Source organism: Aeoliella mucimassa (assembly GCF_007748035.1).
Lineage (GTDB): Bacteria > Planctomycetota > Planctomycetia > Pirellulales > Lacipirellulaceae > Aeoliella > Aeoliella mucimassa.
The window spans coordinates 1,558,092-1,572,873 of record NZ_CP036278.1; the positions used below are offsets into that span (position 1 = coordinate 1,558,092).

A 14,782-nucleotide genomic window follows, 5' to 3' on the forward strand; every position below is an offset into this window, starting at 1 on the left:
GTGCGACGTCCAGCAGCACTTGGGAGGAACAAATGACTTGTTCACGTGTGTGGTCGCTTTTCGTCTTGTCGATCGTCCTGGCTTGGGCGAACATCGCTTCGGCTGAAAACGTTCTGTTGTTTCCTTACTTCGACAGCAACGGCGAGAACGGCGTGTTCCTGGCCTGGAGCAGCGACGGCCGAACATTTCATCCCGTGAACGACGGTCGGCCGATCTTCACTCCGCCGAAATGGAGCGAAGGACAGCATCTTACCCGCGATCCTTCCATCGTGTTTCACGATGGCTTGTTCCACATGGTGTGGACTTCCAATTGGGATGGCCGTTGGTTCGGCTACGCCTCGTCGCCCGACTTGAAGCAATGGTCCGAGCCAGTGAAGATTCAGCCCTTTGCCGATGGGAAAGAACAACCTAACAACGTGTGGGCGCCTGAGTTGTTTCGCGACCCCGTGGCGGGGGACTTCAAGATCGTGTGGTCTTCGACGTTGCCCAGCGAGTTGAACGACGACGATGGAAGTGCCGATACGCATGGCCACGATCACCGGATGTATTACATCAGCACCAGCGACTTCAAGTCGTTTAGCGAACCGAAGTTACTGTTCAACGACGAGAACTACAGCGTAATCGACGCCCAGGTGGCATTCGATCCTCAAGATTCCGACGATCCGCACGAGGGACGTTGGATCATGGCCCTCAAACGCGAAACGCCCGTTCAGCAGGATGGCAAGAACATCCGTCTGGCGTTCAGCCCTGCTGAGATTTCTCCCGAGAGCTTCACCAACGCGACCAAGCCGATTGTCGGTGCCAGCACCAGTATTCAAGGCCGTGACATGGCCGAAGGGCCTACGCTGATTCACTGGAACGGGGAGTGGCTGCTGTATTGGGATAGCTACGGCGCTCGGCACTACTCGCTGGCTAGCTCGCCCGACTTGGTGCAGTGGACCGATATTTCGCGAGAACTATCGCACCCCGCCCGCCACCCCCGACATGGCACCGTGTTCGCTGCCGAGCGTGATGCGATCGCCTGGCCACTCGAAGCCAAACCATAGCGGTCGACCAGACGCAGTTCGATCGTAAGGCTACTGTTCTGTAGCTCGCTTCTCACAATACTCCTCTCAACCAGGCGCAACCCCGTGAACCGCTTACACTCTATAGCGATCGTTCGTTTATTTTTCTGTTTGACCGCACTGTTGATGGTCGACGCAAGCCAAGCCGATTGGCTGTTTACTTCGTTTCGCGGCAGCGGCGATGGGCTGCATTTGGCTTATAGCAACGATGCCCGCAATTGGACCGAGATTCGCGGAAACCGCTTGAAGCCAGAAGTTGGCAGCAAGCTGATGCGCGATCCTCACATCGTTCGCGGACCCGACAACACGTTTCACATGGTCTGGACCAGCGGGTGGGGCGACAAAGGCATTGGCTACGCCAGTTCGCAGGACTTGGTGAACTGGTCGGAACAGAAATTCCTGCCGTTGATGGAGCATGAGTCCGACTGCCGCACCTGCTGGGCGCCGGAAGCTATTTACGATGCTCGCAATCGGCAGTTTATTGTGATGTGGTCGTCCGATATCCCTTCGGCGTCGCCCGAGGAGAATCCCAAGGGTGGGTACCACCGCGCCTACTACGTAACCACGCGCGACTTCGAGACCTTTTCGAAACCGAAGATGCTATTTGACCCTGGCTTCAACAACATCGATACCACGATGCTGAAGGTCGGCAATAAGTATCGCATCGTGTTCAAAGAAACCGACGATCAACCGGCCGGCATCTGGGGCCGCATCTGCGGAGCCGAAGCCGACAGCCCCACCGGCCCATTCAAACTGCTCGAGAAGCCGATCATCGCCAACGAGCGCGTGGAAGGTCCCGCGGTAGTTGAGGTCGATGGCAGCACGCTGTTGTACGTCGACTACTATGCGAACGGGCGGTACGGGTGCCGCGAGTCGAGCGACTGGCAAAACTGGCGCGATGTGACTAGGGATTGCACCATCATCGATGGCCAGCGACATGGCAGCATTATCGAGGTCTCTCACGAGGAGCTAGCCAAGATCGATCCCTCAGCCGGTGCCGAACCACCCCAAGCTGTGCTAACAGGGGTGAATGCCGACCCGCATATCGCTTTCTTTGGCGACCGTTGCTACCTGTATCCCACGACCGACGGAACCGAAGGATGGAGGTCGACCTCGTTCCAATGTTGGTCGTCGGACGACTTGGTGAACTGGAAGAACGAGGGAGTGATTCTCGATCTTCCTCGCGACCTCGAGTGGGCCGATCTGCACGCCTGGGCTCCCGCGTGTGCTACGAAGAATGGCAAGTACTATTACTACTACAGCGCCGACAAAAACATTGGAGTCGCAGTAGCCGATCGTCCCGAGGGGCCATTTCGCGATCCGCTTGGTAAACCACTCGTGTCGTCGAGTGACTACTCCCGCATGCAGGCGATCGATCCCATGGTGTTCGTCGACGACGATGGCCAAGCTTATTTGTTCTGGGGGCAGGGACGTTGCAAGGCGGTGCCGCTCAACGACGATATGATCTCGTTCGATCCCAAGGAAGTACGCGATATCACCCCGCCCGGCTACAACGAAGGCCCTTTCGTGCACAAACGAAAAGGACTGTACTACCTGACGTGGTCGGAGTTCGATACCCGCGACCCTCGTTATTCAGTCGCCTACGCAACGAGTAGTTCGCCGCTGGGACCTTACACGAAAGCCAAGCAAAACCCCATTCTTAAACAAAAGGGTATCGTCAAAGGAGCAGGGCATCACTCGCTGGCCAACATCCCTGGCACCGACGATTGGGTGATCGCCTACCACCGCTTCCGCATCCCCGGCGGCGATGGTTATCATCGCGAAACATGCCTGTCTCCCTTGCGATTCAACGACGATGGGTCGATCGAGCCGGTTGACGTTTACGAAGCGGTGAAACCAACTAAGTGGTCGGCCGCAGAGTCTGCTGCTCCCGCTACGAAGGTCGAGATCGATCTGTCGCAACCTGGCAAAGAGATTAGCGCCGATCTGTTTGGCATCTTCTTCGAAGATCTCAACTACGCGGCCGATGGTGGTCTATACGCCGAACTCGTGGAGAATCGTTCGTTCGAGTATTCGGTTTCCGATAACGGAAGTTGGAATGCCCTGACCAACTGGCGACTCCTCGAACGCGATGGGGGCAAAGGTCATGTGGTGGCCGAGTCGAATCAGCCGCTGCACGCGAATAACCCGCACTACGCCGTGCTAGGCGTGATTCGCAACGAGGGCCTCGTTGGCATCGAGAACCGCGGTTTCCAAGGATTGCCGATCGAGAAAGGCAAACCGTACGACTTCAGCCTCTTCGCACGTCAGATCGCTGGCTCCGATGGCGACTTGTTGGTGCGACTCGAAGCAGAAGATGGAGCAGTGCTCGCCGAGGCCAACCTTGGCAAACCGACTAGCAGTTGGAAGCAGCTGCAAGCCACGCTGACTGCCGAAGGATCGACCGACAAAGCCCGCTTGATAGTAGCTTCACGCGGCATCGGGCGGGTGGCTCTCGACATGGTGTCGCTCTTTCCGCAGGACACCTTCAAAGGTCGTAAGAACGGGCTCCGCAAAGATCTGGCTCAAACTATTGCCGACCTCAAGCCGAAGTTTGTCCGATTCCCAGGCGGCTGCCTGGTGCATGGCGATGGGCTCGACAACATGTATCGCTGGCAAGACACCATTGGCCCGGTGCACGAGCGAAAGAGCCAACGCAACATCTGGACTTACCATCAAACGTTTGGGCTCGGCTACTTCGAGTACTTTCAGTTCTGCGAAGACATCGGTGCCAAACCGGTGCCGGTAGTGCCAGCCGGAGTCTGCTGCCAGAACGCGGGCGCGCGGATCACCCGTAAGTGGGGGGAAGGCCAACGCGGCATTCCACTGGACGACATGCCGGAGTACATCCAGGAGGTGCTGAACCTAATTGAGTATGCCAACGGACCGGCCGACTCGCCGTGGGGAAGCAAGCGTGCTGCGGCCGGGCATCCCGAACCATTTGGTCTCGAGTACCTCGGTATCGGTAACGAGGATGCCATTACACCAGAGTTCGAAGAGCGTTTTCGCATGATCCACCGCGCGGTCGAGGCCGCCCATCCCGAGATCACGGTCATTGGCACGGTCGGGCCGTTCTCCGATGGCGAAGATTTCGACAAGGGATGGTTGATCGCCAACGACATGCACCTGGCGATGGTCGACGAGCACTACTATCGCACGCCTGAGTGGTTCCTCGAAAATCTTTCGCGATACGATTCGTACGACCGCGAGAAATCGGCCGTATATCTTGGCGAGTACGCTGCCCACGAACGCGACCGCCGCACAACGCTTCGCTCGGCCCTGGCCGAGGCCGCCTACATGACTCACCTCGAACGCAACGGCGACATCGTGCGTTTGTCCTCGTATGCTCCGCTGTTGGGCAAGGTGGGCAGGACGCAGTGGAATCCCGATTTAATTTACTTCGACAACCAGAGCGTGTCGCCGACCATCAACTACTACGTTCAGCAGATGTTCTCGGCCGGCAGCGGTGATACCTACCTGGCGACCGAGTGCGAACAACCGATGTCGGTGGTTCGCGACCACGCGACAGGCGACGTGGTAATCAAACTCGTAAATCTAGAATCCACAGCCCGCAAGTTTGAGTTCGAACTCTCCGGCGCGGCTGGGCTCGCCTCGTCGGCAAGTTGTACGACGCTCACCGGGCCGTTGATGCACGACAACAAACTAGGAGATACCGGGCGTGTGGAACCAGTCAATTCGACTATTTCCGTGGGACCAGAGTTCGAGTACACCGCTCCAGGCAACTCGCTCACGGTGATTCGGCTAACTCCCTCTGGCAAGTAGTGTTTCGCAGCAGTCGCAGTGGTACGATGTTGAGCAGCTATAGCGGTTCCCGTCACCCGAACATCGGAGCGCCACGCATGCTGTACTCATCACTCCCGAAAATTGCTGTTATCGTTTTGTTCGCCGCTGGAGTTGCTTACGCGGCCGAACCGGCAAGCACCGAAGCCGATCAAGCGGAACGTTTGCGGGTGGGCTACGCCCAGACCGAAGCCGAAGCGGTTGCCGAGCTACAGTCGATTCGCGACGAAGTACCCGACCTGGCGAGCTGGAAGCAGCGTCGGCAGCAAGTGATCGAGGCGATGTGGCGCGGGGCAAAGCTCGAAGAACTGCCTGAGCGGACTCCCCTCGAGCCGATCGTGACTCGCCGCGCAGAGTTCGATGCCTACACCATCGAGAACGTCGCGATACAAAGCTCGCCGGGCTTCTACGTCACCGGCACCTTGTATCGTCCCGCCAAGCCTCAGGAGTCGTACGCTGGCATTCTCTGCCCGCATGGCCATGGCGGACGCTTTGGCGAAAATCGCCAAGCCCGCTGCGCGTTGCTCGCTGCGATGGGAGCCATCGTGTTTCAGTACGACATGGTCGGCTACGGCGATTGGCAGGAAGCTGGTTGGGACCACAAGCAGGTACCCGAGTTGCTGCGATTGCAGACTTGGAACAGCATTCGGGCGCTTGACTACTTGCTATCGCTCGATAAGGTCGATCCCAAGCGTATCGGCATGACCGGTTGCTCCGGCGGCGGTACGCAGACTTTCTTGTTATCGGCGCTCGACGAGCGGATTCGCGTGTCGGTACCGGTGTGTCAGGTGTCGGCCCACTTCTTCGGCGGTTGCACCTGCGAAAGTGGCATGCCGATTCATTGGAGCGATACTCACAAGACCAACAACGTGGAGATCGCCGCGTTGGCCGCTCCTCGCCCGCAACTCATGATCTCCGACGGTGGCGACTGGACCCTCAACACACCTAACGTTGAGTTCCCGCACGTGCAGTACATTTATGGGCTTTATGGCAAGCAGTCGCTCGTGGGCAATGCGCACTTCGCCGACGAGGGGCACGACTACGGCCCCTCGAAACGGCAGGCCGCTTACCCGTTTCTGGCCAAACATCTGAAGCTGAATATCGGGCCTTTCTTGAAAGCCGATGGAACGGTCGACGAGTCGTGCTTCGTCCCGCAGTCGTACGAGGACTTGCTGGTGTTCAACAGCGACCATCCACGCCCAGCCGACGCGGTGCCGCCCAATACTCCGCTGCCCTAGAGCGGGTAAGGCGAGAGGTCAATCCGTTTCTTTCACGCCGAGTCGGTCGACCAGCATCGTGTCAACCACCAATTGAATGATGTGATAGGCCACCATCGGCAAGATAGCCAGACCACCGAACGCCAGGGCGACGTCCAAGCCGATCATCAGGGTCTTCTGACTACCAGCAATCGCAACCGCAAGTTGGTTGCCGTGTGGCTCGCCGAGCGCGCGGCAACCAATCCACCCGGCCGCGAACAGCAACAGATGCGAGCCGAGAACGCAGCCAATCATCAAGCTCCACTCCATCAGGTTCACTGTGCCTGGCTCGATGGTTCGCAGCATGTTGCCAGCGCTAACCGCTCCGAACAGCACCATTGCGAGCATGCCGAGTTGGGCGGCTGTGCTAAGCTCTACTCGGTACTTACCGGCCCAGTTCATCACGATACCCGAGCTTCGCAGCAGTTGTGCGAGCATCACCGGAGCGACCACCAGCATCAGCAGTCGCAAGGAAAGTGCGCCCGCGTCGAGTGAGTAATCCTCCTTTCCGAGTAATACTGAGAGCCATCCTGGCAGCACCAGAAAGCACGCTAAGTTAGTCACCAGCGTTACCACCAGCGCGATGGCGTCGTTGCCACCTCCCCGGCGGGTCCACACCGCCGCCGAGGCGAGCGTGCAAGGCACGCACGCGGCAACGATCAGGCCGATACCAAGTTGGTCGTTAAGCACTCGTGCAATGACCCACGCCAGCGGTGGGGCCGCGACGATGCTCAGCAGCAGTGCGAGACCGACCGCTCGACGGTTACTAATCGCTCCGGTGATCTGCGAGAGCGACATCGGCAATGCGGTGATGAACATCACCAAGGCCACGAGCCAGCCGCGGGGGAATTGCGACAGCGGGCCGACCAACTCCGGCGCGAAGGCCATGCCGATGGCCAACACCCCGAGCAGCAGCAACAGAAACCAATGTCGGCGAAAAAACGGATGCATATAACTATTGGGCCTGCAGACGCTTTGCTCGCAGGCGGTTGCCGCGGGCTTGAGGGCCAGTGGAACTTTCGAGCAACTCCACTGCCTTGTCGAGTTCGCCGAGGGCTTCGTAGGAGCGGGCCAGGCTGTAGTTCGCACCGGTTTGCCAACGCTCTACCTCGCTGGCTTGCGACAGCCAGTCGGTGGCGACGCGATAGTCGCCGCGATCGTACGATAACAAGCCGAGCCAGTAAGTGGCATTCTCTTTTGCTGTGCCCCACACCCGGCGGGCGTCCTTGGCTTCTACTTTGGCAATTGCCGCGTCGGTCGGCCGGACCTGAGAGTGAATGTACAACTGCCCTGCGCTACGATGGTCGTTCACCTCGGTCTTCAGATTGCCTCGGCCAGTATCGATGGTCTCGCCTTCGTGTCCACGGAAGTGGAGCAACCGGGCTTTCCACAATCGAGGTTTGTGGACGTAAGGTTCGAACTCGATGGCCAGATTCACCCGCACCGACTTCTTGGGATCGAGCTGTTCGGCGAGCACCTGGTAGGGGTGAGCCCATAGCGAAGTCTTGGCAACACCGGCAATCTGCTCGAGCTGAGTCGACAGCTCCGCGGCATCCACGTACACCAGCAAGGCATCGCTGCTGGTCATGCGTTCCTCGAGCAAGGCAGCCCGGCGCGAAAGCGCGAAGGGCCCGGCAACGATCTCGGCGGTCAGTTCTTCGAGCGTCGTTCCCTCCGGCAGGTAAGGGGCACCTTCTTCGTTGAACTCAGCCGCTAATGCGGAGTCGGCCTTCACCTCGGCCAGCGTCGCGGTGGCTCCCTCCGCATTCTGCAGAGCGAGTCCTAGCTCGGGATCGTATAGGTAGAGCTTTCCTTCGACCAGCGCTCCGCACCACAGCGGACCCTCGTCGCCGGCGGGACGAAGCACCACCACCGGCACGTCCAACTGGCGGCAAAGCTGCGCAAACACCCACGCCCGACCTTCGACCGTCGCGTGAGCGTACGCCAGGCATTGCCAAGGACGCAGCGGAAGCGTCTTATCGTCCTGTTCGTCGAGTTGCAACTGACGCACGGTCCAATCGAACACCAAATCGACCTGAGTCTGCTGCTGCATCTCGCCGAGCGTGAGCCAACGACTGATGTCGCGAGCCCAACTCGCTTCTTGCATCAATCGTCCTTCGTAGCCTTGGGCTTGAATGGCGCGTTCTTTTTCGGTCGGTAGCGAGAACGCGTTACGATCGAGGGCTTCGGTGCTCGCCAGCAGGGCGAGTCGTTCGTGATCGCGAAGCGATTGCGGCAACGTTTCTAACAGCGGAGTGGCCGACCACTCGACCTTCGCCGAGGTTTGTCGCAGCCATTGATTAAGCCGCTCGACGATTTGCTCGGTGGCCATTTGATCGGGGCTCGGTTCCCAGCCGAGTAGGGGTACTCCGTAATCGGTGTAACGGAACAAATCGGTGACCAGATCGCGGAAACGGGTATCGCGGAAACGGAGCACTTCCATGCGGAATAGCCTTTCCTTCGGCATCGAAATCAGCTCCTCGGTGGTGAACTTGCTGATGTCGAACACGAGCGTCTTCGAGTCGATCACCTGATCGACGGTCAACTCATAAGCCTCGGCCGAAACGATGTCGCCGCTACCACTTTGATTGTTGATCTCCGTTTCCATCGATTGGAGGACTTCTTGCCGACGTTCGGGGGGAAGCGCCAGCATCTTCACAAGCTCGTCGTCGCCGCCCCGGGCGCGCTGTGCAGCGATCGTGCGTTGGTCGGCTTCCGACAATGTCGTGAAGAACACATAGATCTGAATGTTCGACAGCTTCTTCTTCGAACTCCGAAACTCCTCTTCGATTTCGGATCGCAGGTTGCCATACCACTTAATTAGGTCTCCCGAGCGAACCAACGACTTAAATCGTCCGTTGTCGGCCGGCACCACCAGCGCGTTTGGAATCGGATTGTTGGGAGCGTTGCCAAGTGTCGCGATTTCGGCCATCACATCCTGGCCATCCGTGCTCTTCTTGGCGTCCAGCACTACCGTGGGGGGGCTCAGTTCGATGATCGATTGCTCAGGCAGGTCGTCCAGTTGTCCGGTAACCGTGCTTAGCAGCGACTGGCTCCGCTCGGCGCTCGAGGCACGAGGGGTGCGCACGGTGCGTTTGCCGTTGTTACAGCCAGCGGTGAGCGTCCACCCCGCAACGACGGCAACGAGTGCCATGGCGACTAGTTTCGATCGATTCATGAGGAATGGCATGCGGGGTTGTGTGGTGGCGATAGAGAAGAGATGTAAACTAAGCAAACGAGCGAACCGTCTCGCGAATCGCAAGCAGTCGCTTGACGAGAGCAGGTAGTTGGTCGAGGGGGACCATGTTTGGGCCATCGCTCGGCGAGCGGTCGGGATCGGGATGGGTTTCGCAAAACAGTCCGTCGCAGCCCACCGCCATGGCAGCCCGGGCGAGCGGCTCGACCATTTCGCGTTGCCCGCCGGTGCGACCTCCGAGGCCGCCCGGTTCCTGGACGCTATGCGTGGCATCGAACACCACCGGGGTGCCGAGCGCCTGCATCTGGGGGATGCATCGCATGTCGTTCACGAGTCGTCCGTAGCCAAAAAAGGTGCCGCGTTCGCAAAGCAGGATATTCTCGCACCCTGCGGCCGACAGTTTGCCCACGACATGCTGCATGTCGCTGGGAGCAAGAAACTGTCCTTTCTTCGCATTCACGGCCTTGCCGGTTCGCGCAGCTGCGACCAAAAGGTCGGTTTGGCGGACCAAGAAGGCGGGGATCTGCAGCAAATCGCAAACCTCCCCCGCCGCGGCGGCCTGGCTCGACTCGTGGATGTCGGTCGTTACCGGCAATCCCGTGGCGGTCTTCACCTGCTCGAGAATCCGCAGCCCTTCCTCCAGTCCAGGACCGCGAAACGAGTCGATACTCGTGCGGTTCGCCTTGTCGAACGAGGCCTTAAACACCAGTCCCACGCCAGTCTCCTGAGCGAGCGCGGCCAGGCGTTCGGCGATCGCTAGGGCGGCGTCGGCCGTTTCGAGTACACACGGGCCGGCGATCAACAGCAGCGGCTCGGAGGGACCACAGCGGTAAGGGCCGATCTGGGCGGGCAAATTTGGCACGGGCATCCCTGCTAAAATTAAAGATAACTACCACAAAATGGGGGTAACTCATGATGACGCACCCCTGCCGGTCAATCAATCCCGACCAGCTCGCGACCGGGCGTTAGGGCTCCACGGCAAACCCCAACTTTTTAGCGACCAGCGGTTCGACTAAGAGATGCATCCGTCTCGGCTCAACGGAAAGCTCCACCGGAAGCAGCCCGCCGGGATCGCCATCTACCTGATAGGTCACCGGCTGGTCTCCCAGGGCTTCGAAGCGAATCTTGTTTGCCTGAAAGGCGTGGACGTGATCGAGCAGGTGATGTCGTCGGCGGACCATGTGAGTCACGTAGCTCAGCCCCGACCACAACGATCCTCGCTCGAGCACGCAGACATCGAGCTGGCCATCGGTGCCAACCGCCGCGGGAGCGATCGGTAGCCCTAGTGCGTAACGCGGCAGGTTCACGCCAAAGGTCCAGCAGCCGGTGGCCTCGAATGCCTCGCCTCGTAGGTTGGTCGCGGTTACTTTGATTTGCGGGTAGCGGTAGCCAGTGATGGTTTTGAACAACGGGGCCGCGTACGCCAAGTGGGTAATGTTGCCCCCTCGGCGATGGTGCACTTCGCGAACCACCTCGGAGTCGAGCCCCGCACTAAACACGATGCAGAACAGCCGGTCGCCGGCGCGGGCGGCGTCGAGCGGGATGACCACGCCCGACTCGATCAGCGGCACAATCGACAGCGGCAACCGCTTGTGACCCACGTAGCGGGCCAGCAGGTTCTCGGTGCCGAGCGGAAAGATCAGCAGCGGCGTGCCTTGCGGCGAGCTGTTCAAAGCCAGGCTCAGGGTGCCGTCGCCGCCGGCCGAGATGGCCAGCCGCAGCTCTCCCTGTTCCATCCAGCGATGCGACAGGTCGGCAAACTCATTGGCGTCGGCCACCATCTTGGTGTCGTAGCCATGCGCTTCGAGCGACTCGATCGCCTGATGCACGACCTTCTGCCCCAAGCCGTTGCCCGCCTTGCGATTGACGAGCATCAGCACGCGACGCGCAGTACCATCGAGCCGCTTGGCTCGTGGCAGCTCGTTGGGCTGTGGGCTGGCTATTGGGGGAGTCTGCATAGGCAGGCGTGTCTCAGGTTGAGAACGCTTCGGCGAGCGGTACCACTAAATCTGGTTTGCCGAAACGCCGCGGTTGCGGCCGCGAAATCGTTGGAACTAGTTGTCGTTAAAAGGTTTAGGTCATCTTGTCTCGTTTTGAAACCGAAGCGGTTCATCACGGGGATTCTAAAGTGTTGTGTATGGTTCACCAACACTTTGTGGCATATTACACCAGCGTATCACCGCAAAAAAAGGTGGATTCTCACGCCATCGCTGCTCTCGAATGCGGTGATTAAAAATTTCTTGTCTCACACTAACCTGAGTGTTGGTAACGGGTTACGAGCAGGCTCCGAGCGCTCGCTGCACCGGCACCGTCGGTTTCTGGCACGCTGCATGCGTTATAGGCGTGTGTGAAGTGGCCGAGGTTTCCCAGGCCCTTCGCTTAACATCGCTGGCCCGCGGGGCCTCGAATGATATGTGGTGAGACGGTTGACTTGCCCCTGACCGTCTCATCTGTCGGCGTGTGTCCGGCTCATTCGAGGCCCGCTTTTTTTTGCGCGAGCAAGTTTCCAGATGGCTGCCAGCGAAAGGGCCAGCACCCACGAAGCGGGCTCGGGCACGGTGACCGAGGTCACCCCGCCGAGCGAACTACTAGCGCCGAGGTGATCGCGCCACACGGTGTAGTCGGCCAGATTCACCAGGCCATCCCCGTTGCCATCGGCTCGCACGTCGGTAGTCGAGCCAAACGTGCTGACCCAGATCTGGTAGTCGGCATCGTCTACCAAGCCGTCGAAGTTGTAGTCGCCATCGGGAATCGGCAGCAGCTCAACACTGGAAATCATTACCGCGTCTTCGGGGAAGATGTTTTGCTGCGCAACTACCTTGTCGACATCGAACACAGGAATCTCGTCAAAATCTTCGCCGGCAGCATCTTGCGCCACCGCCGCGTTGATGATGTCGAGGTCCTCAATGTAGTCGACCACATCCATGCCATCGCCGACCACTCGGCCAAACACCGTGAAGCCTTGGCTATCGAGAAACGAGTTGTTGACAAGATTGAAGAACCATTGGCTGGTGGCTCCCAGACTATTCTTGGCAAAAGACAATGTCCCACGCAGGTTAGAGAGCCCTGGTTCGTCGGGGATCGGAGCGTCGGTCTCGATGCCAGTGGCCTCGAAGATGTTGGCGTTCATCTTGAATCCGCCGCCTTGCACCACAAAGTTGCCAGGCGTGCGATGGATGAAGGTGCCTTCGTAGCGATCGGTATCAGCGTAGTTCATGAAGTTGTCGACGCTATTCGGAGCCAGGCTCTCGAACAGTCGGACATCGATATCGCCCGCGGAAGTGCTAAAGCGAACAATCGCCGACTCTGCAGACGCTGAAATGGCCATCAGACCCAAGCAGAGGATGAAAGCTGCCCTGCGAGGTTGCTTGGTAAGTGCGTTGCCGATTTGCATGAAGAAGGCCTTCAATCCCTGTTGTTTTTGCCTCGATTGCCAAACCATTAGCCTACTTGGTAGGCGGCAAACTGTCCACAATTGCGCGATTCGCTCATCGCGAAGGAAACCTCGGTTTTTGTAGTTCCAAACGACTCCCTGCGGCCATCTCGCCTTCTGCGGCAGCGGGCGACTCGGGTGCGACTGCGAGGTCTCTAGCGTTTGCAACGGCATGGCGCACCGCCGGGCCGTGGGATGTGGTTTTTCGCAACTCGCAGAACTCGGGCGTTTCGGGGCATTTAAGGCTAAAAATCGATGGCTGGTTGTGTTACCGTTCAGGCACAATGTCGGCACTGCGATCGCTGATCGGACCGTGCGACCACCCGCGGAGCGTACTGCCCGTGGGCGTGTGTGGGGGCGATGGGGGAAGGCTCTGCCGCCGGGGGGGCGATTCCTGGTATCCTGAAACACGAGAAATCTCGCTACGAAGCCCCGAATCCATTCGCTTGCCCCATGACTAAGCCCTCCGATCCTCCTCCGGTCGCCGATCTCTCGACGCGTACTCAGGCCATCGAGGCCCTGCAGGTGGGCATCGCCATCGCCGACGCCCGCCAGCCGGATTGCCCGCTGGTGTACTGCAACGACGCGTTTCAGACGATCACCGGCTACAACCTTTCGGAAGTGCTGGGGCGCAATTGCCGGTTCCTGCAGGGCGACGATCGCAATCAGGACGCCCGCCAGCAGATCCGCAACGCGGTTCAAAAGGGCAAGTACTGCAAGGTGCTGATTCGCAACTATCGCAAAGATGGGGCGATGTTCTGGAACGAGCTGAGCTTGTCGCCGATGCGCGACGCCGAGGGGCAGCTTACCCACTTTGTCGGGCTTGCCAGCGACGTGACCACTCGGGTGGTCGGCAACGAAAAACGCCGTGAACGCGAAGCCCGGTTGCAGGCGATTCTCGACACCGCGGTCGAAGCCATCATTACCATCGACGAACGCGGTCGCTGCGAGTCGATCAATGCGGCCGTGGAGAAGATGTTCGGCTACACAGCCGAAGAACTGCTGGGCAACAACATTTCGGTGTTGATGCCCGAACCCTTCCACAGCGAGCACGATGGCTATCTTACGAAGTACATGCACACCGGCGAGCAGAAGGTCATCGGCATCGGCCGCGAAGCGTACGGGCTGCACAAAGATGGGCATCAGTTCCCGATTCGGCTGTCGGTTAGCGAGATTCAACTCGACCGGCGTCGGCTGTTTACGGGGATCATTCACGACATTACCGAGCAGAAAAGTGCCGAAAAACGTCTGGTGCAGTCCGAGCGACTCGCGGTACTCGGCGAAGCGATGGCCCGCCTGGCCCACGAAAGTCGCAACGCCCTGCAGCGCATCCAGATCGCAGTGGAGACCGCGCGGGTGTATGCGGATGGGCTGCCACCGCTGCTGGGGCAGCTGGATGCCATTGAGCGAGCCAACGACTCGCTGAACGCGTTGCTCGAAGAATTGCGGAATTATGCGGCTCCTTTGCACTTGGAACGCAAGGAAGTGTCGCTCGCCAGCGCCTGGCGCGAGGCGTGGAACACCGTGTCGCACCACCTTACCGAACGCAAAGTGGAGCTGATCGAGCAGTCGGCCGACCCCGAGGCCAAGGCCAATATCGACCGATTCCGCATCGCCCAGGTGTTTCGAAACCTGTTCGAGAACTCGCTGGCCGCGTGCGACGATCCCGTGCGGATTGTGGTGGCAGTCGAAAAATCGGACGAGAGCGGTGCTCCTCGCTGGCGGATCAGCGTGAGCGACAACGGCCCAGGACTCGATATCGAGCAAGCCCGGCGGGTGTTCGAGCCCTTCTTTACCACCAAGGCCAAGGGCACCGGGCTCGGGATGGCCATCGCCCGGCGGATCGTGGAATCGCACGGCGGTACCATCGCGGTGGTAGCGGCCGCTACCGGCGCGCAATTCGATATCGAGCTACCTGCCTGACGGTTTCTAAAGGTTCCTTGTGGATGTAGAAGCATCGTAACTGGGCTCCTGTGACGGAATCGCTCACTGTGTGCCACACCATTCGGCACAGCTAGCACGCTATTTCGCG

General features: G+C 59.3%; 9 protein-coding genes. 4 read left to right on the forward strand and 5 right to left on the reverse strand.

Annotation, left to right across the window (positions count from 1 at the left end; translation table 11 throughout):
* Positions 1 to 32 precede the first annotated feature (32 nt).
* The 3 genes from Pan181_RS06235 to Pan181_RS06245 all read left to right on the forward strand — a co-directional run bounded on the left by Pan181_RS06235 (position 33) and on the right by Pan181_RS06245 (position 6,103).
* Positions 33 to 1,046: a glycoside hydrolase family 43 protein gene (locus Pan181_RS06235; RefSeq protein WP_145246010.1), complete on the forward strand. Its 1,014-nt coding sequence runs from the start codon at positions 33 to 35 to the stop codon at positions 1,044 to 1,046.
* Between the two features lie 84 nt (positions 1,047 to 1,130).
* Positions 1,131 to 4,847 (forward strand): family 43 glycosylhydrolase, encoded by a 3,717-nt coding sequence (locus Pan181_RS06240; protein WP_145246011.1) that lies wholly within the window; start codon positions 1,131 to 1,133, stop codon positions 4,845 to 4,847.
* Positions 4,848 to 4,924: 77 nt separating this feature from the next.
* Positions 4,925 to 6,103 (forward strand): alpha/beta hydrolase family protein, encoded by a 1,179-nt coding sequence (locus Pan181_RS06245; protein ID WP_145246012.1) that lies wholly within the window; start codon positions 4,925 to 4,927, stop codon positions 6,101 to 6,103.
* A gap of 18 nt (positions 6,104 to 6,121) precedes the next feature.
* Here the strand turns inward: Pan181_RS06245 and Pan181_RS06250 are convergent, their stop codons facing one another.
* The 5 genes from Pan181_RS06250 to Pan181_RS06270 form a co-directional block, all read right to left on the reverse strand.
* On the reverse strand, positions 6,122 to 7,072 hold the full coding sequence (locus Pan181_RS06250; protein ID WP_145246013.1) for a bile acid:sodium symporter family protein: 951 nt from the start codon (positions 7,070 to 7,072) through the stop codon (positions 6,122 to 6,124).
* A 4-nt stretch (positions 7,073 to 7,076) separates the two neighbouring features.
* Positions 7,077 to 9,299: a tetratricopeptide repeat protein gene (locus tag Pan181_RS06255; RefSeq protein ID WP_197528971.1), complete on the reverse strand. Its 2,223-nt coding sequence runs from the start codon at positions 9,297 to 9,299 to the stop codon at positions 7,077 to 7,079.
* 49 nt (positions 9,300 to 9,348) lie between these two features.
* Positions 9,349 to 10,185, reverse strand: a complete 837-nt coding sequence (kdsA, locus tag Pan181_RS06260) for a 3-deoxy-8-phosphooctulonate synthase (protein WP_145246015.1) — start codon at positions 10,183 to 10,185, stop codon at positions 9,349 to 9,351.
* A gap of 97 nt (positions 10,186 to 10,282) precedes the next feature.
* Positions 10,283 to 11,275: a diacylglycerol/lipid kinase family protein gene (locus Pan181_RS06265; protein ID WP_145246016.1), complete on the reverse strand. Its 993-nt coding sequence runs from the start codon at positions 11,273 to 11,275 to the stop codon at positions 10,283 to 10,285.
* Positions 11,276 to 11,763: 488 nt separating this feature from the next.
* Complete coding sequence (locus tag Pan181_RS06270) at positions 11,764 to 12,759, reverse strand: peptidylprolyl isomerase (RefSeq protein WP_197528972.1); 996 nt, start codon at positions 12,757 to 12,759, stop codon at positions 11,764 to 11,766.
* Between the two features lie 444 nt (positions 12,760 to 13,203).
* On the opposite strand from Pan181_RS06270, the gene Pan181_RS06275 reads away from it, so the two are divergent.
* The gene (locus Pan181_RS06275) at positions 13,204 to 14,673 is read left to right on the forward strand and encodes a PAS domain S-box protein (protein WP_197528973.1); all 1,470 of its coding nucleotides are present in this window, start codon (positions 13,204 to 13,206) and stop codon (positions 14,671 to 14,673) included.
* Positions 14,674 to 14,782: the final 109 nt, after the last annotated feature.